Genomic DNA, 23,520 nt, shown 5'->3' with positions numbered 1-23,520 from the left:
GTTGCCGTTCCCGCTCCGGTTCGTCGGCGTCCGGGGGCGTCCGGGGTGTCCGGGCGCGTCAGCCACCACCCGCACCGGTCCCGGTGTCCGTTCCGGCACCGAGCACGGACACCGCGGCGACGACCGTACCGATCGCGACGACGACACCGACCACGGCGCGGCGGAGCGGCAACCGCCGACCGGCACCGAGCGGGATGCCGAGCTCGACGACCTCGCGCAGTCGAGCTGCCGGGCCCGTCGTGTCGAGCGGCGGGTCCGCCTCGACGAACACCAGGTCGGCCGGCGGTGGGGCCCACCGGAACGGCCGCGGCGGCGCCGCACCCCGGACCGCGTCGAGCGCCGCGCACACGGTGCTGCGGTCGCCGTCGAGCGCCGCGAGGAGCGCAGCGTCCACCTCGTCGCGACTCGGATCGCGCGGGTCGACACGGTCCCAGACGACCCGGGCGGCGAGCACGAGGACCCGTGCAGCATCGTCACCGGGCAGCTCCGTGCCGTCGCGGACGGCTCCAGCCGGGCGATCGCACAGCACCACGGCGCCCGCGTCGTCCACCAGGACGTCGTCGATCCCGGCGACGCCGAGCCGCACCGCGCCGTCCACGGCCGCGACGAGGAGCTCGAGCAGCGGCACGCAGAGGGTCACCGCGACCCCGGTCGTCGGGGTGCCGAGACGGTCCAGCGCCACCGGGAGCGGCGTGCCGCGTGGGCGGTCGAGCAGGGTCACGAGCCCGCCGGCCCCGGTCCGGCCCACCGCCTCAACGGGCACCAGGTGCCGGTGTCCGGTGGCGCACCGATCTGCGATCCAGGCCGCCACGGCAGCGTCGTCGGCCGGCGCGACCCAACGGTCGCTGCGGGCGTCGTCGACGCTCTGGTCGGTGCTCGGGTCCATGGTGACGAGCGTGGCGGAGGCGAGCCGGGCCTCCTGTCCGTCCTGCCCGGTCTGTGGACAACGCGTGTTCGCGCACAGCCGGACCGACTGCGGTCTCCCCCGGACCGCGGAGGCCGTATCCTGTCAGCATGGCACGCAGCACTTCCACAGACACGAAGGCGAAGGAGCCGGGGCGTCTCAAGCAGATGTTCCAGGTCTTCCAGATGACCCGACGGGCCGACCCGTCGTCCGTCTGGTGGTTCGCCCTCGCATTCGTCGGCCCCGTCGTCCTCGGCATCGTGCTGGCGCTGGTGCTCCCGGGCCAGAACTGGCTCGCGATGATCCTGTGGATCGTCGCCGGTGTCCTGATGGGCGTGCTGCTCTTCCTCATCGTCCTCGGCCGGCTGGCCGAGCGGGCGGCGTACTCGCAGATCGAGGGCCAGCCCGGCGCCGTCGGTGCGGTGCTCTCCAACTCGCTGCGTCGGCAGTGGCGCTCCAGCGAGATGCCCGTCGCCGTGCACGGTCGCTCGCAGTCCGCGGTCTACCGCGCGGTGGGGCGTCCCGGCGTCGTCCTCATCACCGAGGGCCAGCGCGGCAACCTGAAGCGTCAGGTCGACGAAGAGCGTCGCAAGGTGCAGCGCATCGTCCCGAACGTCGCGGTCCACGTGGTCAGCGTCGGTGACGGCGACGACACCCTCACGCTGCACAAGCTCCCCCGTGCCATGAACAAGTTCAAGAAGTCGCTCAACCGCAACGAGGTCCTGGCCGTCGCGAACCGCCTCGACTCGCTGACGCAGAGCCCCGCCGCTGCGATCCCGAAGGGCATGGACCCGATGCGTGCCCGTGCCGGACGTCCGCGCTGACCCGTCCCCGAACCACCACGCAGAACGCCCCCGACCGTGCCAGGTCGGGGGCGTTCTGCGTGCGTGCGTTGCGGTCGCTGGTGGCGGCGGGTGGTGCGAGGTTGTTCACTCGGTGCGAGGACGGAACGACGCACGGAGTGATCAACCTCGCACCGTGCGTGCGACCGGTGGCGCGGGGCGCCGGTCAGCGGCGGACGAGCACCGTGCCGGCGATGCGGTCGTGCGCGCCGCGGCTGTCCCGGTCGATGATGAGCGCCGGCACCACAAGGCAGAGCAGGACGGTCCGGACGACCGGACGCCACACCCCCACGTACCCCCCGCGCATCGGCACGACGCGCAGCCCGACGCAGATGTGCCCGAACGAGCCGGACAACAGGCAGATGAAGAGCACCTGGAGCGCGGCGAAGATCGCCAGCTGCACCCACGAGTGCGCGATGTCGCCGGAACCGTTCACCGGCGACCAGACCCCGGTCACGTAGGCGATGAGGTCGGCAAGGGCACCGTCGATGAGCAGGGCGACGATCCGCCGTCCGATCCGCCCGACGCTGCGGGGTCCTTCCTCCGGCAGACCGAGGTCCTTGCCCGGCCAGCCGTCGGGGTGCTCGGAGGGCGCGGACGGACTGGAGGAGCTGCGGGCCATGCCCCCAAGCGTAGGCGACCTGCCGCCCGTAACACGCCCGAAACAATTCAGTCACGTCCGGGAAACCCCGTGTCAATAGCCTCGTCGGAGGTGCCTTGATCGGTACCTCCGACATCACCCAACCCATTGGAGATCGGCCCCCATGTTCAGCGATTCCTCCGAGGTCCTGGCCTTCATCAAGGACACCGACGTCAAGTTCCTCGACATCCGATTCACGGACCTGCCGGGTGTGCAGCAGCACTTCAACATCCCCGCCTCGACCGTCGACGAGGACTTCTTCTCGGTCGGCCAGCTCTTCGACGGCTCCTCGATCCGCGGGTTCGCGTCGATCCACGAGTCCGACATGCAGCTGATCCCCGATGTGACCACCGCCTACGTGGACCAGTTCCGCGCCGAGCGCACGCTCATCATGATCTTCGACATCTACAACCCGCGGAACGGCGAGATCTACGGCCGCGACCCGCGCCAGGTGGCGAAGAAGGCCGAGAAGTACCTCGCGTCGACGGGCATCGCGGACACCGCGTTCTTCGCCCCCGAGGCCGAGTTCTACATCTTCGACGACGTCCGCTACTCCGTCACCCAGAACGAGTCGTTCTACGCGGTCGACTCCGAAGAGGGCGCCTGGAACACCGGTCGTGAGGAAGAGGGCGGCAACCTCGCCAACAAGACCCCCTACAAGGGCGGCTACTTCCCCGTGTCGCCGGTCGACAAGACCGCCGACCTGCGCGACGACATCACCCTCAAGCTGATCGACGCGGGCTTCGAGCTCGAGCGCTCGCACCACGAGGTGGGCACCGGCGGCCAGCAGGAGATCAACTACAAGTTCGACACGATGGTCCACGCCGCGGACGACATCCTGAAGTTCAAGTACATCGTCAAGAACACGGCGGACCAGTGGGGCAAGGTCGCCACGTTCATGCCGAAGCCGCTCTTCGGCGACAACGGCTCGGGCATGCACACCCACCAGTCGCTCTGGTCGGACGGCAAGCCGCTCTTCTACGACGAGAACGGCTACGGCGGCCTGTCCGACCTGGCCCGTTGGTACATCGGCGGTCTGCTGAAGCACGCTCCGGCGCTGCTCGCCTTCACCAACCCGTCGATCAACTCGTACCACCGCCTGGTCAAGGGCTTCGAGGCTCCGGTCAACCTGGTCTACTCGGCCGGTAACCGTTCGGCTGCGATCCGCATCCCGATCACGGGCACCAACCCGAAGGCCAAGCGCATCGAGTTCCGCGCGCCGGACGCCTCGGGCAACCCGTACCTCGCCTTCGCCGCGCAGCTGATGGCGGGCCTCGACGGCATCCAGAACCGCATCGAGCCGCACGAGCCCGTCGACAAGGACCTCTACGAGCTCCCGCCCGAGGAAGCAAAGGGCATCCCGCAGGTCCCCGGCTCCCTCGACGAGGCGCTCGACTTCCTCGAGGCGGACCACGAGTTCCTCACGAAGGGCAACGTCTTCACCGAGGACCTCATCCAGACCTGGATCGACTACAAGCGCGAGAACGAGATCCTCCCGCTGGCCCAGCGCCCGCACCCGTTCGAGTACGAGCTGTACTTCGGCGTCTGATCCTCGCTGACACACGAAGGCCCCGCACCGTCAGGTGCGGGGCCTTCGCCGTGCCGGTCACGTTTCGGGGTGGGCGACACCTCACGGGCTGCGCCAGCCGTGAGGTGTCGCTCAGCGCGTGACGACGCGGCCTCCGTGAGCGGGGGGTACGGACGCGACTGCCTGGAGGCCCGGTGCCGGTCCGGCGGGCCGGCACTGGGCCTCCCGGCTGGTCGCGACGCACGTTCCTTCCCATCGCACCCGGACTGGGAAGCCGAATCGGGCGTACCTGGTCGAAAGTTCCGACCAGGTACGCCCGTTTCGACCACCTGTGCTCGATCCGATCCGACCCGGCACCGCGCACACGGGAACGGGGCCCGTGCCGCCCGGCACGGACCCCGCTTCGCGAACGGTGACTAGCGAGCCGTGGCCAACGAGTCGTTCGTCCCCGCTGCGACGCTCACGGGTGCACCCGTGACCGGCGTGGGCCGCCCCAGGGAACGGACAGTCCACCCCGCTTTGACCCAGTCGTGGACCGGGAGGCAGTTGCGCGCATCGATCACGACGCGGCGACCGACGAGGTCACCGAGGGCGACCGGGTCGGCGGTGATGATCTCGTCCCACTCGGTGAGCACCAGGACGACGTCGGCGCCCTCGATCGCGTCCGCCATCGACGCGGCGTAGCTCAGCGTCGGGAACGAGCGCTTCGCCGGCTCCATCGCCTCGGGGTCCCAGAGGGTGACCTGGGCGCCGCGCAGGTGGAGTGCAGCGGCCACGTTGAGCGCCGGGGAGTCCCGCACGTCGTCGGTCAGGGGCTTGAACGCAGCGCCGATCACGGCCACGCGACGGTTCAGCACCGATCCCCCGGCCGAGTCGATCGCCATGTCGATGACCCGCTGACGCTGGCCCATGTTGATCTCGTCGACCTGCTGCATGAGGCCGACGACCTGGCCCGCCCCGATCTCGTTCGCGCGGTACATGAGCGCCCGGATGTCCTTCGGCAGGCACCCGCCGCCGAACCCGAGGCCGGCGTTCAGGAACTTCCGGCCGATGCGGGCGTCGTGCCCGAGGGCGTCGGCGAGCGTCGACACGTCGGCGCCGGTGATCGCGCACATCTCGGAGATCGCGTTGATGAACGAGATCTTCGTGGCGAGGAACGCGTTGGCGCTGACCTTGACGAGCTCCGCGGTGGCGAGGTCGGTGGTGATGACCGGGGTGCCCTCGCTGATCGGCGCGGCGTAGACCTCGCGGATGACGGCGTCGGCAGCCTCGGACGCGCCGCCCCAGACCAGGCGGTCCGGGTGCAGGGTGTCCTCGACGGCCTTGCCCTCGCGGAGGAACTCCGGGTTCCAGATGAGCTCGGCGTCGATCCCCGAGGGGGTGAACTCGCGGACGATGCCGCGCAGTCGCGCAGCGGTGCCGACCGGGACCGTCGACTTGCCGACGATGAGTCCCGGGTGGGTGAGGTTCTCGGCGACGCCGCGGGTGGCGCTCTCGACGTACGCCAGGTTGGCGGCGTGCGAGCCCGCCTTCTGCGGGGTGCCGACGCAGACGAAGTGGACGTCCGCGGCGGCGACGGCCGAGGCGATGTCGGCGGTGAAGCGGAGCTTGCCGCTCGCGACGTGCTTCGTGATGAGCTCGGGCAGGCCGGGTTCGAAGAACGGGACCTCGCCGGCGGACAACGCGGCGAGCTTCGCCGGGTCGACGTCCACGCCGATGGTCTCGAAGCCCATCTCGGCCATGGCGGCCGCGTGGGTGGCACCGAGGTAGCCAGTGCCGATGACGCTGATGACGGGTGCGGGACGGGTGTCGGCCTGGTCGGGCGACTTCTTGGACGCGGTCATGGCGTGACCTCCTGCAGGTCGTAGTCGATGTCGTTGCGCTTGATGCCCTCGGCGAAGGCCGCCAGGGAGTCGGCTCGCGAGTTGAGTCGCCAGTCGTTCGTGGTGCGTGTGCCGTCGACGATCGTGGTCGCGGTCTCGCTGAAGTACGCGAAGCCGATGATGTCCGAGTTGGCGGGGTCGGCCAGGGCGTCGAAGAGCGAGTTGATCCACTGGGTCTTCTGGGGGTTCGAGACGCTGCCCCCGGTCTCGGTGGCCCCGATCTCGTTGAGCACGATGCCCTTGCCCGGCGCGACCTGCCGGATCTGGGCGAGCGTCGCACCGAAGGTGTTCTCGAAGGTCGGCTGCTCGGTGGCGTCACGGTAGTAGCCGCTCATGCCGACCCAGTCGACGTACTCGGCGCCCGGGTAGTAGTTCTGCATGTACTCGAGCGTCTGGTACTTCGCGTTGCCGAGCTTGTCGATGCGCGACGGCGACCAGTCCCAGATGGCGTACTGGTTCGCGCCGTTGGCCTGGAAGACGTTCCAGACGTGCTGCCACATCGCGGTGTACGAGCCGGCGGCGTTCTGCTGCTTCGCGGATTCGGACCAGTTGTACCACTGGCCGTTCATCTCGTGGTCGAACCGGATGACGAGCGGCTGGCCGTTCGCCGCCAGGGACTTGGCGTACTGCGTCAGGTAGGCGTCGAACTTGCCGGAGATGACGTCCTCGTTGGTGTAGCCCTCGACGTACGGCTCGTCGTTGCCCGTCTTCGCGGGCACCGACTCCCACGTCATCATCGGCAGACGACCGTTCGCCCACGAGCGCTGGACCGCGTTCTGGTTGAAGTCCTGGTCGAAGCCCTGGAAGAAGCCGACCATGTTCGTCGCCTTCCCCACCTCTTGCGAGACCTGGTCGTACTCGGACCAGTTGAACGGGGACTGCGCCGTGTACAGGCCGTACCAGCGGGACTGCTGCCCGAGGATGTCCGCCTTGGTCGGGACCGCCACGGGCGTGGTGCCCGGGTCGGTCGACGGGCCGGGGTTCGGGTTCGTGACCCCACCGGAGCCACCACCCGAGCCGCCGGAGCCGCCACTCGAACCCGACCCACCGGCCGAGCTTCCGCCGGAACCGGAGCCGGAACCCGACCCGGACCCGTTGTCCGAGACAGCGGACCCGCCGGTCCCGGAACCCGAGCCGGAGCCCGAGGTGCCGGCCCCGTTCGCACCGGAACCCGACGCGTTGACGGAGGACGAGCCTCCCGAGCCCTTCGCGGAACCGAGCTGGGACTGGAGCGACGCGACCTGCGCCTTGAGCTCCGTGATCTGGTCGCCACGCGACCCGGCCTGGGCGGTGCGGGAGTCGAGCTTGCCCTCGAGCGCCCAGATTCGGTCCTGGGCAGCGTCGAGCTGCGTCTGCAGTTCGGCGGCCGACACCTTCTTGGCCTTCGGGGCGGTGACCCCGAGGGCCTGGTGCACGGCGGTGGAGACGGGGCCGGCCGGGGAGACCCAGACCGACCAGGTGATGAGCGCGAGGGCGAGCACGATGGCGGTCGTGCCGACGGCCGTCCAGCGGGCGTGCTTGCTCGACTGCGCCCACCAGGTACTGGAGGAGCGGATGATGTCAGACAATGAGGAAGGCCTCCAGGACGAAGATCGCGATGCCGATGCAGTACGGGATCGCGGCGTACGGGTTGTACCGGCGGGCCTTCACGGGGGCGGTCCGTGGGGCTGTGGGCTGCACTGCTGCTGCGGCAGCGGCCTCGCGCCGGGTCGCGAGCACGGTCGTGGTGGAGTTGGTGCTGGCGTCGGCCCCGAAGAGCTCGTCGAACGCGCGGTCCACGGCCACCTGGTCGCTCCCGAGCGGCACGCGTCCGTCGACGGCCCGGGCACGGTCCGCGGCGTCGATCGGGCTGACCGGGGTCTCGGTGCCGAAGGACGACGGCTGCGCGGCATCGGACGGGTCCTCCTGCATCGGACCGCCGGCGTAGGCACCGGCGCGGGTCCCCCAGCCGGACGCGTGCGCCAGGCGGAAGAAGCCGATGAGCCGGATCGGCATGAGGAAGAACGTCGACACGATGATGAACATCGGCAGGCGGAAGAAGTCACTCGGCTTCTCGGCCAGGTGGCGCATCTGCCGGATGGCCATGCTGAGCACCGACGAGACGACCATCAGGGCGGCGACGTAGACGAAGCCCGTCGAGAAGCCGTACTGCGACAGGATGCCCTGGTAGAGGTTCTCGCCCTGCCCGGTGAAGGCCCGGTAGATCCAGCCGGCGATCACACCGAAGAGCATGAACGGCAGGATGATGTCGGTGATGAAGAACGCCGCGAGCACCGGGGCGTGACCGAGCATCCACGGCAGCATGCGCAACGTGTTGTACTGCGAGCCACGGGCCCAGCGGAGCTGCTGCTTGAACAGCTTCTTCACCTGCAGCGGAGCGTCCGTGTAGACCAGCGATGTGTACTGGTAGACGGTCCGGTACCCCTCCTTGAGCGTGAGGTTCGTGAGCGTGCGGTCGTCGGAGACCTCGAGGAACACACCCATGAACTTCTCGTGCATGAACTTGTCCATGACGCGCATCAGGATGTTCCGCCGGAAGGCGATCGTGCGCCCGGGCAGGCAGCCGATCTGCCCGAGGACGCTCTGCGCGGGCATCGAGTAGAGCGCCCGCGAGTTCTCGAGCCAGTCGGCCCAGCGGGTGATCCAGCTGCGCTCGGGTTCGAGGATGCGCTGCCGGGTCGTGACACCGCCGACGGACTCGTCGGCGAACGGCTTGAGGAGTTCCTCGAGCGCGCCGGGGGTCCAGACGGTGTCCGAGTCGACGAGCACCGTGATGTCGCCGTTGGACATCTCGGTGCCGACCTTGACGGCGTTGCGCTTGCCCGGGATGGGCGTGTGGGTCCAGCGGACGAGCGGGGCGAACTCGTCGCAGACGGCTTCGAGCGCCTCGTTGCGGGCGCCGTTGATGACGACGATGATCTCGCCGGGTCGCTGCTCGACCATGCGACCGATGACGTCGCGGAACAGGTCGAGCGGTTCGTCCACGACGGGGACGACGACGCTGGTGGTACCGACGAAGGTGCCGGTGAACGGGCGGTAACGGGCGGAGATGACGACCTTGACCAACCAGAGCAACCAGATCACCGCGGAGTACACGGCGAACAGGTAGAACTCGGGGTGGCCTTCGACCATCTGCCTGATCTGCAGAATGAAGGTGAACACTGATCCCTGCTTCAACGTTCGAGGTGGAGATTCCGCGACGTTGGGGAATCAGGGTCGGTTCGGGTGTCCCAATTGACGCAGAAACCTGAACCCCAGCGCAACGCGACCCCCGTCCGGGGGCGTTTCGAACGCGTTACGGGGTACACACTTGTCCCCATCTCCACCGGGACCGGTGGTCCCCCCTCGTGCTGACAGCACTCCTGCGGACCGCGTTCACCCTGTCACTCACCCTGGTGGGCGGCGATCGCTACCGGGAGGCGCGGATCACCACCTCGGTAAACCCCTGTTCACGACATGGTCACCGGGCGAGTCGGCGCGGACCTCTGGCACGTCCGCCGGCGGCCCGGCGCGTGGTGGTCACGACGAAGTAACGACGAGCCCGTCTGTCCGAATCGGGGTACAGTCCGAAACGAACGGGGGACGGTGCGCGACACGGGGAATTAACCTGCGACGACTCGTCACCTTCGCGTCCGGGGAGCACGCCCGGGCGTGTCGGTGCGGCGTCAGGCGCCGTAGAACTCGCGCTCGAAGACCTGCCGTGCACGTCGGGTGACGCCGAGGTAGTCCTCTTCCAGCTCGCTCGCCGAGCCGGGCGGGTACTCCATCAGCCGCGCGACGCCCTCGAGCTGGACGCGGTCGACGGGCAGGACGTCGGTGGTCTTCCCCGACCAGAGCACCAGCGCACTGCGCGTCCGCGAGGCGAAACGCCAGGCCGCCCCGAGCCGCTCGCCGTCGTCGGCACTGACGAACCCGGCGGCCACGGCACCGTCGAGCGCCTCGAGCGTCGAGGTCGTGCGGAGCGCGGGGAACTCGAGGGCGTGCTGCAGCTGCAGGAGCTGGACGAACCACTCGACGTCGCTGAGCGATCCGCGCCCGAGCTTCAGGTGGCGAGCCGGATCGGCCCCGCGTGGCAGCCGCTCGGACTCGACGCGGGCCTTGATGCGGCGGACCTCGCGCACCTCGTTCTCGTCGATCCGTTCCGGGTAGCGCGTGCGGTCGGCCAGGTGCTCGAAGTCCCGGAGCAGCTGGGCGTCGCCGACCGCGCCACGGGCACGGAGCAGCGCCTGCGCCTCCCACGTCAGCGACCACCGGGCGTAGTAGGCGCCGTAGGACTCGAGCGTGCGCGCCACCGGGCCGTTCTTCCCCTCGGGGCGCAGGTCGATGTCGAGGTCGAGCGGGTGGACGGTGTCCTCGGTGAGCCGGTTCAGCTCGCGCACGATGGTCTGTGCCGTCCGGGAGGCCACCTCGGTCGCCAGGTCCGGCGCGCGGTACACGTAGAGCACGTCGGCGTCGGAGCCGAAGCCGAGCTCACGCCCGCCGTAGCGGCCCATCGCGATGATCCCGAACTCGAAGTCCGCGGGGGCGTCCCGCCGGGCGAGCGCGAGGGCCCCGGCGAGCGTCGCCTCGGTCACGTCGCTGAGTGCAGCACCCAGGGCGTCCACGTCGAGGTGGCCGAGCACCGCAGCCATGCCGAGGCGCAGGGTCTCGCGGCGGCGCGCCGAGCGCAGCAGGCTGGCCGCACCGTCGACGTCGTTGCCGTGCCGCGCGGTCGTCGCGGTCATCTCGGCGAGCAACGAGTCCATCGGGCGGGCACGCAGGAGCGACTCGGGCTCGTCGAGCCAGGCGACGGCCTCCGGGAACCGCTCGAGCAGACCGGACAGGAACGCCGACTCCGACAGCACGGTGGTCAGCGAGTGCGCAGCCCCGGACGAGTCGCGGAGCATCCGGAGGAACCAGCTGGACTCCCCCAGGGTGTCGCTGAGCCTTCGGAACGCCAGCAGGGCCCGGTCCGGCGCCGGCCCCTCGGCCATCCACCGCAGGAGCACCGGCAGCAGGTTGCGCTGGATCGCCGCACGTCGGCTCGTGCCCTGTGTGAGCGCCCGGATGTGCCGCAGCGCACCGGGCGGGTCGACGAACCCGATCGCGCCGAGCCGATCGACGACCTGGTCGTCGGTCAGCACGATCTCACCCTCGGTCGTGGCGACGGCGGACAGGAGCGGACGGTAGAACAGCCGCTCGTGCAGGCCGCGGACCTCGAGCTTGACCGCACGCCACCGGGTCTCGAGGGCCGAGGCCGAGGTGGCCAGACCGCTCGACCGGGCGAGGACGCGGAGTTCTTCCTCGTCGGTCGGCATCAGGTGCGTCCGCTGCAGTCGGCGGAGCTGGATACGGTGCTCGAGGACCCGGAGCAGCGCGTAGTCCGGACCGAAGTGGGCGGCCTCGGCGCGTCCGACGTACCCGGCCGCGGTCAGGGCGTCCATCGCCTCGAGGGTGGAACGGACGCGCACGGACTCGTCGTCACGACCGTGCACGAGCTGCAGGAGCTGCACGGTGAACTCGACGTCGCGCAGACCGCCCGGACCGAGCTTCAGCTGCCGGTCGACCTCGCCGTCGGGGATGTGGTCGGTGACGCGCTCGCGCATCCGCTGCACCGACTCGACGAACCCGGGGCGCGCCGACGAGCTCCAGACGAACGGTGCGACGGCCTCGGCGTAGCGCGCGCCGAGGTCGGCCGAGCCGGCGATCGGCCGCGCCTTGAGGAGCGCCTGGAACTCCCACGACTTCGCCCAGCGCTCGTAGTACGCGACGTGCGAGTCGAGCGTGCGGACGAGGGCGCCGTCCTTGCCCTCCGGTCGCAGGTTCGCGTCCACCTCCCACAGACCGGGTTCGGCGGCCAGGTCGGTGATCGCGTGGGTCGCGGCGATCGCGATCCGCGTCGAGATGCGGACGGCACGGTCGGTGTCGATGTCGTCGGTGGCCTCGGTGACGAAGATGACGTCGACGTCGCTGACGTAGTTGAGCTCGCGTGCGCCGGCCTTGCCCATCGCGATCACCGCGAGCGGGGTCGCAGCGACGTCGGCGGCCGGGAACGGCACCTCGCGCCGGGCGACGTCGACCGCGGCGTCGAGCGCTGCCCCGGCCAGGTCGGCCAGTCCGGCAGCGACGGCCGGGAACGCCTCGGTCGGCGACGAGTGCAGCACGTCGTACAGGGCGATCTGCGCGAGGTGCCGGCGGTACCGCACCCGCAGGCACATCCGTGCGTCCTCGCCGGTGGCGCCGTCGATCGCCTCGAGCAGGGACGCCGTGTACCGCTCCTGCGACCACGGCGCGACGACGGGCTCGAGCAGCAGTGCGAGTTCGGCAGGACGACGGTGCAGGAACTCGCCGAGACCGACCGAGGCGCCGAGCAGGCGGATCAGCCGCTCCGTCGCCGCCTCGTCCGTCAGGACGGGGCGGAGCTCGTCCGGAGCACGCTCGAGCAGCCGTTCCAGCAGCCGCAGCGCGCCGTCGGGATCCGCGGTGATGCCCCAGAGCGCCGGGGTGCCGCTCACCGGCAGCGGCACGACGGAGCCGAACCGCGCCTCCAGGTCGGCGATCCGCTCCAGGCTCTCCGACAGCTCGGCGAAGCCCAGGCGGGCCAACTCGGAACGCGACGACGTCGTCCGACCGGTCATGTGGTGCGCTCGCTCAGAGGGCGCCGAGGTTGGTGTCGAGCTCGAACGGCGTGACCTGGTCGCGGTAGCGCTTCCACTCCTGGCGCTTGTTGAGGAGCACGAAGTTGAACACGTGCTCGCCCAGCGTCTCGGCGACGAGCTCGGAGTCCTCCATCAGGCTGAGGGCGTGGTCGAGGCTCGACGGCAGCTGGCTGTACCCGAGGGCACGACGCTCGGCGTCGGTGAGGCTCCAGACGTCGTGCTCGGCCTCGGCCGGCAGCTCGTACTCTTCCTCGATGCCCTTGAGCCCCGCAGCGAGCAGCAGCGAGTACGCCAGGTACGGGTTCGCCGCCGAGTCGATGCCGCGGTACTCGATGCGCGAGGACTGCCCCTTGTTGGGCTTGTACAGCGGCACGCGCACGAGCGCCGAACGGTTGTTGTGGCCCCACGTCACGAAGGACGGGGCCTCGTCGCCACCCCAGAGGCGCTTGTACGAGTTCACGAACTGGTTCGTGACCGCGGTGATCTCCGGTGCGTGCTTGAGCACACCGGCGATGAAGTGCTTGGCGGTGCGGGACAGCTGGTACTCGCCGCCGGCCTCGTAGAACGCGTTCTGGTCCCCCTCGAAGAGCGAGACGTGCGTGTGCATGCCCGAACCCGGCTGGCCGGAGATCGGCTTCGGCATGAACGTCGCGTAGACGCCCTGCTCGATCGCGACCTCTTTCACGACCGTGCGGAAGGTCATGATGTTGTCCGCCATGGTCAGTGCGTCGGCGTAGCGGAGGTCGATCTCGTTCTGGCCCGGGCCGGCCTCGTGGTGGCTGAACTCCACCGAGATGCCGAGGTCCTCGAGCATCCGGACGGAACGGCGACGGAAGTCGTGCGCGCTGCCGCCGGGGACGTTGTCGAAGTAGCCGGCCTGGTCGACGGGCTGCGGCCCGCCGTCCTTCCACTCGCGGCTCTTGAGCAGGTAGAACTCGATCTCGGGGTGCGTGTAGAACGTGAAGCCACGCTCGCTCGCCCGGGCCAGCGTGCGCTTCAGCACGTTGCGCGGGTCGGCGACGGCGGGCTGGCCGTCCGGCGTCGTGATGTCGCAGAACATCCGCGCGGTCGGGTCGACCTCGCCGCGCCACGGCAGGATCTGGAACGTCGAGGGGTCCGGGTGCGCGAGCACGTCGGCCTCGTACGAGCGGGACAGGCCCTCGATCGCGGAGCCGTCGAACCCGATGCCCTCGGCGAAGGCACCCTCGACCTCGGCCGGGGCGATCGCCACCGACTTCAGCGTCCCGATGACGTCCGTGAACCAGAGTCGGATGAACTTGATGCCGCGCTCCTCGATGGTGCGGAGCACGAAGTCCGTCTGCTTGTCCATGCACGACCTTTCCGTGTATCGGGTGGCCGCGGGCGGGCCTCGTCCCAGGCTAGTGGTCCCGCGGCGTGCGCGGGGCCGTGCGACGCGTCAGTGGTCCGTCACCGTGCCGTCGCCGGTGCGTCACTGGTCGTCGGCGTCCCACTTCTCGTTGTTCGCCGCGATCCGGTCGAGCGCGTGCTGCGCTTCCTCGCGCGTGTCGAACGGGCCGATGCGGTCGCGCTGCGGGGACTGCGGACCCTGCTCGACCTGACCGGTCTTGTCGTTGAACCACCACTGGGACTCGATGCGTTCGTCGCTCATGTCGCCCACCGTACCCAGGTGACTGCCTGGAGGCCCGGTGCCGGCCCGCCGGACCGGCACCGGGCCTCCAGGCGGTCACGCCCACCCCGTCGGGCCGCACCGGAGGGCGGTCACGCTCACCCCGTCGGGCCGCACCGTAGGGCGGTTGCGCTCGGCGCGTCGCGCCGCGGCTAGAGTGGTCGGCATGCCCCGGGACGAACACGGACACCTGACCGCCGGCCGCGTCTCCCCGCTCCGGACCGTCCCGAAGGACATCGAACGCCCGGAGTACGTCGGCAAGGTCGAACCGCACGAGCACGGCCTCGGTGACACGTACTCCCCCGACGAGGTCGAGCGCATCCGCACCGCCGGCCGCATCGCGTCCCAGGCCATCGACGCCGTCGGCGCAGCCATCCGTCCCGGCGTGACCACCGACGAACTCGACCGCATCGGCCACGACTTCGTCGTCGCGCACGGCGCCTACCCGTCGACGCTGGGGTACCGCGGGTACCCGAAGTCGCTGTGCTCGAGCCTCAACGAGGTCATCTGCCACGGCATCCCCGACGACACCGTCCTGCAGGAGGGCGACCTCGTCAACATCGACATCACCGCCTACAAGGACGGGATGCACGGCGACACGAACCGCACGTTCATCGTCGGACAGGCGTCGCAGGAGGTGTCGGACCTGGTGACGCGGACCGAAGAGGCGCTCCGACGCGGCATCAAGGCCGTCGCCCCCGGCCGGCAGGTGAACGTCATCGGCCGCGCCATCGAGGCGTACGCGAAGCGCTTCGGCTACGGAGTCGTCCGCGACTACACCGGCCACGGAGTCGGTCGTGCCTTCCACTCCGGCCTGATCATCCCGCACTACGACGCGCCGCAGTACGACGACGTCATCGAGCAGGGCATGGTGTTCACCATCGAACCCATGTTGACCCTCGGCGGGATCGAGGCCGACATCTGGTCCGACGACTGGACGGTCTCGACGCGCGACAAGTCGTGGACCGCGCAGTTCGAGCACACCCTCGTCGTCACCGAACGCGGCGCGGAGCTCCTCACCGTCTCCTGACCGGACACCCCTTCCTGACCGGGCACTCCGGCAGGCAACCGAAAGGCACGACAACCTCATGACCTCCCTCGCAGTCGGCGTCGACATCGGTGGTACGGGCATCAAGGGCGCGATCGTCGACGTCGCGTCCGGTGAACTGACCACGGACCGCATCAAGAAGGCCACCCCGGAAGGCGGGAAGCCCCACGACATCACCGCCGTCGTCGCCTCGATCCTCGACGAACTCGCACCCGCGGCCGACGTCCCCGTCGGCGTGTGCTTCCCCGCGATCGTGCGGGACGGCAAGACCATGTCGGCCGCGAACGTCTCGAAGAAGTGGATCGGCTTCGAGGCCGAAGCGCTGTTCGAGAAGGAGCTCGGCCGCGCGATCCACTTCGTCAACGACGCCGACGCCGCCGGGTTCGCCGAGCAGCAGTTCGGCGCGGCGAAGGGCAAGGACGGCCTGGTGATCGTGACGACGCTGGGCACCGGGATCGGCAGCGCGCTCATCAACGACGGTGTGCTCATCGTGAACTCGGAGCTCGGACACCTGGAGATCGACGGGCACGACGCCGAGTCGCGCGCGTCCTTCGCTGCCAAGGAGCGCGACGACCTGTCGTGGAAGCACTGGGCGAAGCGCCTGCAGACCTACTACTCGACGCTCGAGGCCCTGCTCTCCCCCGAGCTCTTCGTCGTCGGCGGCGGTGTGTCGAAGCAGTACGAGGAGTTCCTGCCGCTGCTCGACCTGCAGGCTGAGATCATCCCGGCGACACTGCGCAACAACGCCGGCATCATCGGCGCCGCGACCCTGGCTGCCCGGAGCGCCTGACCCGGCGATCGGTCGGACCGTCGGACGGTCGAGCCTGCACTGGTTTGCACCGTGCGGCGTGGGAGTTGTTCGGCACGGCTCGACGCGCCCGGCCGCTGGCGCCGAGGTTCCACGACTCGCCGTCTGCGGTGCGCCGAGGTTCCACGGAGCCCCCTCGTGCGCGCCGACATGCCGAGATCTCGGAACCTCGGGGCGCGGGCACGGGCGGGCACGGGCACGGGCGCGGGGCCGGTAGACTCGGACCTGCGAATGGGTCGGTGAGACGGTCGCGTCACTCCTCCGGGAGTGCCGAGGAACGTCCGGGCTCCACAGAGCAGGGCGGTGGGTAACACCCACCCGGAGCAATCCGCGAGACAGTGCCACAGAAAGCAGACCGCCGGCGGCAACGTCGGTAAGGGTGAAACGGTGGTGTAAGAGACCACCAGGGGTCCGGGTGACCGGATCCGCTCGGTAAACCTCGCCCGGAGCAAGGTCAGACAGAGGACGCTGAGGCTGCTCGCCGAGTCCTCGGGTAGACCGCTGGAGGCCGACGGCAACGTCGGTCCGAGAGAGATGGCCGTCACCGCCGTGCAAGCGGCGGGACAGAACCCGGCGTACGGCCGGCCCATTCGCCCCACGTGCGGCGCTCGCGATCCCGTGCGAGGTTGACCACTCCGTGCGCCGCAACAACGCCGCACCGAGCGTGCAAGCTCGCACCAGGCGAGACACCCCGCACCGTGCACCGCCACACCCCGAGCCCGCGCCTGCGCCGACAGACCCGCACGGTGCGACGTTCGCGACCCCGTGCGAGGTTAACCACTCCGTGCGCCGCAACAAGCTCGCACCGAGCGTGCAAGCTCGCACCAGGCGACAGACGGGAGGCGCGGTGCCAGCTGGCACCGCGCCTGCCGTCGGCAGCGTACGAGCGCCTACAGCCCGGACTCGGCCGTCCGCACCAGGATCGCGTCGCTGTCCGGGCACAGCACCACGTCGTCCGGCGCGGCCCGGCGGATGTCCTGCAGGTCGGAGTTGTTCAGCGCCACGCCCGAGGCCGTCGACACCCCACCCTGCAGCAGCGACGCACCGAAGCCGTAGCGAGCACGCTGCCGGTCGTAGAGCGCGAGCAGCTCGGCCGGCACCTTCGCGGCGACGTCGGCCCGGGCCTGCTCGGCGGATGCACGGTCGGACGACAGCCGCGCGATCTCGGCGTCACGCTCGGCGACCAGGCCGGAGCGGGCGGCTTCGACGTCGGCGAGCTGCGCCTCGATGTCGCCGACCCGGGCGCGGAGGCCGTCGAGGTTCTCCATGACCTCGAGCTCGGCGGTCTCGAGGCCACCGATGCGGCGCTGCAGCGACTCGAGCTCGTTCTGCAGTCCGGTCGCGTCCTTCGAGTTCGACACGTTCTGCAGCATCGTGGTGTCGCGTTCGACGCGGGCCTGCGCGGTGGCGGTGTCGGACTCGAGGCGGGCGAGTTCGCGTTCGGCGTCCTCGACCAGGCCGGTCGCAGCGACGAGTTCGCTGCGCAGTCCGGCGGCCTTGGTGCCGAGTCCGGTGAGCTGGTCGCCCTTCTGCAGCGACGTGATGCGGTGCGCGATGCGGGTGACGTCGTTGTCGAGTCGTTGGACGTCGAGGAGGATGACCTGGTCCTCGGGTGCTGCCTTCATGGTCAGACTCCTTCAGTGGGGGTGGTGGGTTCGGCCGCCGGCAGGACCGCGAAGTCCCACGGGTCGGTGCGGAGGTCGCTCACGGTGACCCGGACGCCCGCGGCCTGGCGCAGTTGCGCGGCCGCGACGTCGAGCCAGAGCCACTCGGTGGCCCAGTGCGAGGTGTCGATGAGGGCGGGACCGCCGCCGAGCAGTGCCTGTTCGCGGAACTCGGACGCCGGGTGGTGGCGGAGGTCGCTCGTGATGTACACGTCGGCAGCGAGGACGGCCGGGTGGCCGAGCAACGAGTCCCCCGCGCCGGCGCACAGTGCCACGGTGCGGACGGGCTGGTCGAAGTCGCCGGACACCCGGACCCCGGTCGCGGTCGGTGGCAGCAGGTCGACGAGCTTCCGTGCCAGGGCGCCGAGGGTCGTGCCCTCGGCGAGGACCCCGACGCGGCCGATGCCCGTCGCGGGGTCGGCTCCGGCGTCGAGCGGTCGCTGGTCGGTCAGGCCGATCCGGTCGGCGAGCACGGCCGAGGTCCCCCTGGTGACGACGTCGGCGTTGGTGTGGGCCGCGATCAGGGCGCTGCCACCGCGCACGAGGGTCGCGAGGACGCTGCCCTTGTACGTCGACTCGGCGATCGTCGTCACGCCGCGCAGGAGCAACGGGTGGTGCGTGAGCAGGAGCCCGGCACCGAGCTCGACCGCTTCACGTGCGGTCGCGGGGACGGCGTCGACGGCCAGGTGGACGTGCTCGACGGTGGCGTCCGGGGCGCCGGCGACCAGTCCGACGGCGTCCCACGACTCGGCTCCTGCGGCGGGCCACAGGTCTTCGATCACGGCCTGGAGTTCGCGGAGCGTCGGCATCCGGTCAGTCTACCGAGCCGACCGCGTCGGCACCGGCAGCCGGTCCGCGCAGGGTGATCCGGGCCTCCCGGTCAGCGGCGACCGAGCGCACGGAGCAGGCCGGCGACGAGTCGCGACCACCAGCCGGGCCGGGCCGGCTCGTCGGTGCCGGTTTCGGTGTCGGTGCCGGTGTCGGTGTCGACTCTCGCCGTTGCGGCCGTCGCGACGACGGGCACGGCGATCACGTTCGGCAACACGACGGGCGTGCTCGCGGTCGTGCCCTGGTGAGCGGTGAGAGCGGCCGCGAACGCGGCACGGTCGATGACCGTCGGCCCGGTGGCGGGCTGGACGAGCGGAGTGGGTCGCGTGTTCGCGGACACCGGTGACACGGCCGGGAGGCCCAGCACCGGTCGCACGGGCTCGTCGCGTTCCGGGGCGACCAGCGCCACGGCCGGGGTCGCCGTGACGACGTCGGCTCCCGGTGCGGCTGCTGCCACCGGTGCGGGGCGGACCACGGCCACCGTGGGAGCGGGGGCGACGCCGGTCACGACGGCGACCGGAGCGGTCGCGGCACGGCGGGCGGCTGCACGGTCGCGACGGTCCGACTCGGCGGCGGCGTCCTCGAGCAGGTCCGCGAAGACGGTTTGGGCGAAGGCCCTGGCTGCGGTGACCTCGGGGTCGTCCGCGCCGTCGACGGTGGCCTCCCAGGCGGCGAGGCGGGCGAGGTCCTCGTCGCGGCGACGGACCTCGTCCTCGAGCAAGACGATCCGCTCGATGGTGCTGCGACCGGTGGACGACGAGACCTCGATCGCGAGGTCCTCGATGCGCAGGGCGAGACGCTCCGGCGGTTCGGGGAACGACGGTGCGCAGACGGCGGCGTGCCGGGCGCGGTCGCGGCGGAACGCTGGGGCTGCGGGCGCGGTGGTGGCTTCGGGCGCAGTGCTGGCTTCATGCGCGGTGCTGGCTTCATGCGCGGTGCTGGCTTCATGCGCGGTGCTGGATTCAGGCGCGGTGCTGGCTTCGGGCGCGGCGACTGCTGCAGCCGCGCTGCTGGGGTCCGGCGTCCGGACGGCGGTGGCGTCGGCCACGGCGCCGGGGCGCTGCACCGGGCCGGTGACGGGCGGGACCACGAGGTCCGCCACGTACGGCGTGCGCGTCGCCGGGGCGTCGCGGAGCCACTCCTCGACCTCGCGACCGAACGGGTCGACGAGGGGGGTGCGTGCACCGGACTGGGTCTCCATGTCCGAAGGATAAATATCGCGCGCGCCGAAACTCGGGACATCCGCGGTGTGTCGCAGCAATCCCTGCCATATCGCCCCGAACGTGAACGGCGTGTCGCCCGTCGCCCCGGGGGTCGGGTCAGAGCGTCCGCTCGAACGCGCCGAGGAGCTCCCGACCGGCGGGCCAGGCGCCGACACCGCTGGCGACGTTGACGTGGCCGAGCGGGCCGACCCGGAGCACCGCGGCCCCCATCGTCTCCGCGAACGCCAGAGCACGGTCGGCGGTGCAGTACGGGTCGTCGTCGCTCACCACCAGGCGGGTCGGAACGCGGGCCGCTGCGGTGCCGACCGGGATCGGGCGGGGCGCGGGGAACCCGGAGGCGGCCGCGGGGAAGCCCGGCGCCGCGGGGTCCGGGGGCGCGACGAGGAAGGCGCCGGCGACGGTGGGACCGGCGGCGCCCGCGACGGCTGCGGCGTCTGCGGTGCCTGCGGCGGCGGCGATGAGCCAGTCGGCGACGGCGAGCACGCCCAGGCTGTGCGCGACGAGCACCGGCGGTTCGGCGCACGACGCGACCGCGCGGGAGATGGCCTCTCGCCAGTCCCCCGGGTCCGGCTCACCCCAGGACGCCGGTGCGATGCGGACGGCGTCGTCACCGCGCTCCCGCTGCCAGACGGACTGCCAGTGCTCCGCGTCGGAGTTCCAGATCCCGGGCACGATCACCCACGGTCGAGGTCTGCTCACCCGGGCAGCGTAGCGAACCCCGGACGGACCTAGCGCTGCAGGGTGTCGCGCGGGTACTCGGAGAAGCGCGCTGCGTACGCCGCCGAGAACCGGCCGAGGTGTGCGAAGCCCCACCGCATCGCCACGCTCGCCACGGTCAGGTCGCCCGTCGACGCACGGCGGAGTTCCTCGCGCACCCGGTCGAGACGGATCCCGCGCAGCATCGCGTTCGGGGCTGTGCCGACCTGCCGCTGGAACGCCTGCTGCAGACCGCGGACACTCAACCCGACGTGCTCGGCGACGTCGGTGGTCGAGATCGGCGTGTGTGCGAAGGCGTGCATGTACTCGACGGCCTCGCGGACACGGCCCGTGGCGCCCTGCGGCAGGGGGACGTCCGGGGCCAGCAGCTTGTGCGGGAACGTCCGGAGCAGGGACCGGGCAGTGTCCCGCGCGACCTCGGCCAGGGCGAGCGAACTGACCGACGCCCGACCGAGCACGACCGCCGCGGCACGCTGGACCTGCGCGTTCCAGCCCCGCAGCTCGGCCGTGCGCGGCGTCGCCGTGTGGTCGAAGACGAGCGGACCCGGCTGCGCACCGTGGACCTCGGCCGCGACGCGCTCCAGGGCGGTGCGGTCGAACTGCACCAGGCTCTGTCGGACGTCCTGCAGGTCGAAGGCGAAGGGACGGCCGGTCGGGAACATCATCGGGGTGGCGGGCGTGAACGCGACCTCTTGCCGGCCGATGTCGACGCGCCCGCCGCCGTCCGTGATCCACATGACGACGTACTCGTCGCGGACGTCCAGCTCACCCTGCATGCGGGCGTCGAACCGGGTCGAGCGGAACGACATCACGTCGTCGCCGACGACGCGGAAACGGTACGCGAACGGACGCTCCGTGCGGGTCGCGGTGAAGCCCACACTGGCGTAGGCGTCCTCGTACATGTGCACGGCAGCGTCGAGATCGGCCCCCGACGTCTCGAAGCTGATCCTGGGATCCGGTTCGGCTGTCATCGCGCGAATCGTGACACGGCGGCCAGGAACCCCGGGAATCCCCCGCGGCACCTTGCGGATTGTGGCCCACGGAGTGCGCGAGACGGACGAAGCGACCGGTCGCGTGGTGGCGGTCAGTGACGGGCGCGCAGGACCGTCCACCGGTTCTCGTCGGCGATCCGCTCGTACCGCAGGTCGTCCACGACCATCCGGACGAGGGCGAGTCCGCGACCGCTCTCGGCGAGTCCGTCGGGCAACTCGGCCGACTCGGTGTCCACGGTGGCGGCGACGCCGTCGTCGGAGAGCAGTGCGGCGAACCGGTCCGCTCCGATCTCGAGGCGCAGACGGCAGGAGACGCCCTCCGGGCGTGTCCCGTGCTCGATCACGTTCGAGGTGAGTTCGACGATCGCGAGCTCGAGGGCAATCCGGTCCTCGACGGAGACCGACGGTTCGCGCTGCCACACGCCCGCCAGGAACTCGTGCACGGCGGACACGTCGTCCGGCGGGCACGACAACGCGAGCGTGTGCTCGGCGGCCGAGGCGGTCATCACCAGTCGGTGACCGCAGCGTCCCCGTCGGGGTACGTGCGGAGGATCTTGTCGATGTTGGAGAGCTGCAGGACCATCTGCACCTGCTCGGACGGCGCTGCGATGCGGAGGTCGCCGCCCGCCTGCCGCGCGGTCTTCAGGCTGCCGACCAGCGCGCCGAGCCCGGACGAGTCCATGAACTCGACACCGGAGAGCTCGACCACGACGCGGGCACGTCCGTTGTCGACGACCTTCGCGACCGCCTCGCGGAACTCGGGGGCGGACACCATGTTGAGGCGCCCGCTGCACTCGAGTACCGCGGTGTCGGGCTGCGCTTCGTGTACGACGATGTCCATGCCGGGTGGTCTCCTCTGATCGGTGCGCCTTGCAACCAGCAACCTACCGGCTCCGCCGCGTCAGGTCCCGCTGCGGTCCCGACGCGTCGCGGTGACCTGCACCACGACGGCTGCGGCCATGAGTGCCGCCATGACCCCGCCCATCGCCAGCGCGGTCCCGCCGAGCGCGCCAGCGAGCGGTGTCCCGAGGCCGCCGATCCCGAACGTCAGGCCGCCCTGCAGGGCCGCGGCCGTCCCCGGGTGCGCCGCCCCGACGTGCTGCGTCCGGGTCATCGCCGCGGGCAGCACGAAGCCCCACGCACCCGTGACGACCGCGAGGGCGCACCAGACCGGCACCGGACCGAGGTCGAGCAGCGCCGAGACGAGGACCGCCGCCGCGCCCGCGGTGCCGACGAGCAGTCCGACGGTGAGCAGGGAGTCCTCGGAGAACCGTCCGACGACCCGGCCGAACACCAGCGTGGTGACGATCATCATCGAGGCGTTCGTGGCGAAGACCAGCGTGTACAGGCCCTCGGAGAAGCCGAACTGGGTCTGGAACACGAACGAGCTGGTCGCGATGTACGCGAAGAACCCCACGGTGGACAGCACCCCGCTCAGCACGTACGCCCGGAACCGCGGGATCGCCAGCAGTTCGCGGATGCGTCGACCGTTCGCGGCGAAGCCCACGCCCCCGCGTCGCTCCGGCGGCAGGGTCTCGCGGAACCGCAGCACTACCATCGCGAAGAACAGCGCGCCGAGCACCGCGAGCACGACGAACATGATCCGCCACGTGCCGAACGTCAGCACGGCCCCTCCGGCCAGCGGTGCCACGACGGGGCCGATCGCGTTGATCGCGGCGAGCGTGCCGAAGACCTTCGCCATCCGCGTCCCGCTCGCCACGTCCGACACCATCGCCCGGCCGGCGACCGCTCCGGCCGCCCCGCCGAGCCCCTGGGCGATGCGGGCGAGGACGAGCGTGACGACGTCCGGCGCGAGGGCGCACCCGACCGAGGCGAGCGCGAACACCGCGGTGCCGACGACGAGCATCGGCCGCCGGCCGACCCCGTCGCTGACGGGTCCGACGAGCAGCTGCCCGACCGCGAAGGCGACGAGGAACGCCGTGAGCGACAACTGCACGGCACCGGGGGTCGTGCCGAGGTCGTGGGCGATCTGCGGCAGCGCCGGGATGTACATGTCGGTGGCGAACGGTGACACCCCGACGATCAGGGCCAGCGGCACGATCGGCGGCAGGGTGGTCGTGGTCGGTTTCCGCGTGCGCTCCGTCGTCACGTCCGACACGCTACGCGCACCCGAATCGATTCGACGGGCTCTGCGCG

Annotated in this window: 20 protein-coding genes and 1 other RNA gene; 5 read left to right on the top strand and 16 right to left on the bottom strand. The window is 70.8% G+C overall.

Features of this window, described 5'->3' with window-relative positions; genetic code table 11:
- Positions 1-58: 58 nt before the first annotated feature.
- Positions 59-886 carry a hypothetical protein gene (locus tag ACIPV1_RS01770; RefSeq protein WP_123938181.1) on the bottom strand — a complete coding sequence of 276 codons (828 nt, stop codon included), beginning with the start codon at positions 884-886 and terminating at the stop codon, positions 59-61.
- Positions 887-1,014: 128 nt separating this feature from the next.
- Here ACIPV1_RS01770 and ACIPV1_RS01765 point away from each other — a divergent pair, with 128 nt between their 5' ends.
- Entirely contained in the window at positions 1,015-1,728 is a 714-nt protein-coding gene (locus ACIPV1_RS01765; RefSeq protein ID WP_111087017.1) for a DUF4191 domain-containing protein, read from the top strand.
- A 184-nt stretch (positions 1,729-1,912) separates the two neighbouring features.
- On the opposite strand, the gene ACIPV1_RS01760 is transcribed toward ACIPV1_RS01765, so the two are convergent.
- A complete protein-coding gene (locus tag ACIPV1_RS01760; protein WP_123292673.1) occupies positions 1,913-2,368 on the bottom strand; it encodes an RDD family protein in 456 nt (151 codons plus the stop codon).
- Between the two features lie 142 nt (positions 2,369-2,510).
- On the opposite strand from ACIPV1_RS01760, the gene glnA (ACIPV1_RS01755) reads away from it, so the two are divergent.
- Positions 2,511-3,935, top strand: coding sequence for a type I glutamate--ammonia ligase (gene glnA, locus ACIPV1_RS01755; RefSeq protein ID WP_123938182.1), 1,425 nt, complete (start codon positions 2,511-2,513; stop codon positions 3,933-3,935).
- Positions 3,936-4,330: 395 nt separating this feature from the next.
- Here glnA (ACIPV1_RS01755) and ACIPV1_RS01750 read toward each other — a convergent pair whose 3' ends face one another.
- From ACIPV1_RS01750 to ACIPV1_RS01725, 6 genes are all read right to left on the bottom strand, one after another.
- A complete protein-coding gene (locus ACIPV1_RS01750) occupies positions 4,331-5,758 on the bottom strand; it encodes a UDP-glucose/GDP-mannose dehydrogenase family protein (RefSeq protein WP_123292672.1) in 1,428 nt (475 codons plus the stop codon).
- Positions 5,755-7,365 carry a glycoside hydrolase family 26 protein gene (locus tag ACIPV1_RS01745; RefSeq protein ID WP_123938183.1) on the bottom strand — a complete coding sequence of 537 codons (1,611 nt, stop codon included), beginning with the start codon at positions 7,363-7,365 and terminating at the stop codon, positions 5,755-5,757. The genes ACIPV1_RS01750 and ACIPV1_RS01745 overlap by 4 nt, the downstream gene beginning before the upstream one ends.
- A complete protein-coding gene (locus ACIPV1_RS01740) occupies positions 7,358-8,959 on the bottom strand; it encodes a glycosyltransferase family 2 protein (RefSeq protein ID WP_123938184.1) in 1,602 nt (533 codons plus the stop codon). The genes ACIPV1_RS01745 and ACIPV1_RS01740 overlap by 8 nt, the downstream gene beginning before the upstream one ends.
- A 503-nt stretch (positions 8,960-9,462) precedes the next feature.
- The gene (locus ACIPV1_RS01735) at positions 9,463-12,414 is read right to left on the bottom strand and encodes a bifunctional [glutamine synthetase] adenylyltransferase/[glutamine synthetase]-adenylyl-L-tyrosine phosphorylase (RefSeq protein WP_123938185.1); all 2,952 of its coding nucleotides are present in this window, start codon (positions 12,412-12,414) and stop codon (positions 9,463-9,465) included.
- A 13-nt stretch (positions 12,415-12,427) separates the two neighbouring features.
- Positions 12,428-13,765, bottom strand: coding sequence for a type I glutamate--ammonia ligase (glnA, locus tag ACIPV1_RS01730; RefSeq protein WP_111087010.1), 1,338 nt, complete (start codon positions 13,763-13,765; stop codon positions 12,428-12,430).
- Positions 13,766-13,885: 120 nt separating this feature from the next.
- Complete coding sequence (locus ACIPV1_RS01725) at positions 13,886-14,065, bottom strand: SPOR domain-containing protein (protein WP_111087009.1); 180 nt, start codon at positions 14,063-14,065, stop codon at positions 13,886-13,888.
- Positions 14,066-14,249: 184 nt separating this feature from the next.
- Between ACIPV1_RS01725 and map the strand changes: the two genes are divergently transcribed.
- From map to rnpB, 3 genes are all read left to right on the top strand, one after another.
- Positions 14,250-15,113 carry a type I methionyl aminopeptidase gene (gene map / locus ACIPV1_RS01720; RefSeq protein ID WP_123292854.1) on the top strand — a complete coding sequence of 288 codons (864 nt, stop codon included), beginning with the start codon at positions 14,250-14,252 and terminating at the stop codon, positions 15,111-15,113.
- Positions 15,114-15,171: 58 nt separating this feature from the next.
- Positions 15,172-15,921, top strand: coding sequence for a polyphosphate--glucose phosphotransferase (gene ppgK / locus ACIPV1_RS01715; protein WP_111087008.1), 750 nt, complete (start codon positions 15,172-15,174; stop codon positions 15,919-15,921).
- A gap of 250 nt (positions 15,922-16,171) precedes the next feature.
- Positions 16,172-16,532, top strand: an RNA gene (rnpB, locus tag ACIPV1_RS01710) — RNase P RNA component class A.
- Positions 16,533-16,829: 297 nt separating this feature from the next.
- Here rnpB and ACIPV1_RS01705 read toward each other — a convergent pair.
- From ACIPV1_RS01705 to ACIPV1_RS01670, 8 genes are all read right to left on the bottom strand, one after another.
- Positions 16,830-17,564, bottom strand: a complete 735-nt coding sequence (locus ACIPV1_RS01705; RefSeq protein ID WP_123340505.1) for a zinc ribbon domain-containing protein — start codon at positions 17,562-17,564, stop codon at positions 16,830-16,832.
- Positions 17,565-17,566: 2 nt separating this feature from the next.
- Positions 17,567-18,412, bottom strand: a complete 846-nt coding sequence (locus ACIPV1_RS01700) for a Nif3-like dinuclear metal center hexameric protein (RefSeq protein ID WP_402725660.1) — start codon at positions 18,410-18,412, stop codon at positions 17,567-17,569.
- A 71-nt stretch (positions 18,413-18,483) separates the two neighbouring features.
- Complete coding sequence (locus tag ACIPV1_RS01695) at positions 18,484-19,632, bottom strand: hypothetical protein (protein WP_402725659.1); 1,149 nt, start codon at positions 19,630-19,632, stop codon at positions 18,484-18,486.
- A gap of 118 nt (positions 19,633-19,750) precedes the next feature.
- Positions 19,751-20,353 (bottom strand): RBBP9/YdeN family alpha/beta hydrolase, encoded by a 603-nt coding sequence (locus ACIPV1_RS01690; RefSeq protein ID WP_402725658.1) that lies wholly within the window; start codon positions 20,351-20,353, stop codon positions 19,751-19,753.
- Between the two features lie 29 nt (positions 20,354-20,382).
- Complete coding sequence (locus tag ACIPV1_RS01685; RefSeq protein WP_132100488.1) at positions 20,383-21,342, bottom strand: AraC family transcriptional regulator; 960 nt, start codon at positions 21,340-21,342, stop codon at positions 20,383-20,385.
- 113 nt (positions 21,343-21,455) lie between these two features.
- Complete coding sequence (locus ACIPV1_RS01680; protein WP_402725657.1) at positions 21,456-21,869, bottom strand: ATP-binding protein; 414 nt, start codon at positions 21,867-21,869, stop codon at positions 21,456-21,458.
- Positions 21,869-22,204 (bottom strand): STAS domain-containing protein, encoded by a 336-nt coding sequence (locus ACIPV1_RS01675; protein ID WP_123292661.1) that lies wholly within the window; start codon positions 22,202-22,204, stop codon positions 21,869-21,871. Before ACIPV1_RS01675 ends, ACIPV1_RS01680 begins: the two co-directional genes overlap by 1 nt.
- Before the next feature lie 60 nt (positions 22,205-22,264).
- Entirely contained in the window at positions 22,265-23,473 is a 1,209-nt protein-coding gene (locus ACIPV1_RS01670) for a multidrug effflux MFS transporter (protein ID WP_402725656.1), read from the bottom strand.
- Positions 23,474-23,520: the final 47 nt, after the last annotated feature.

Source organism: Curtobacterium sp. NPDC089991 (genome assembly GCF_044748425.1).
Classification (GTDB): Bacteria; Actinomycetota; Actinomycetes; order Actinomycetales; family Microbacteriaceae; genus Curtobacterium.
This window is presented reverse-complemented; position numbering and strand designations above follow the sequence as displayed.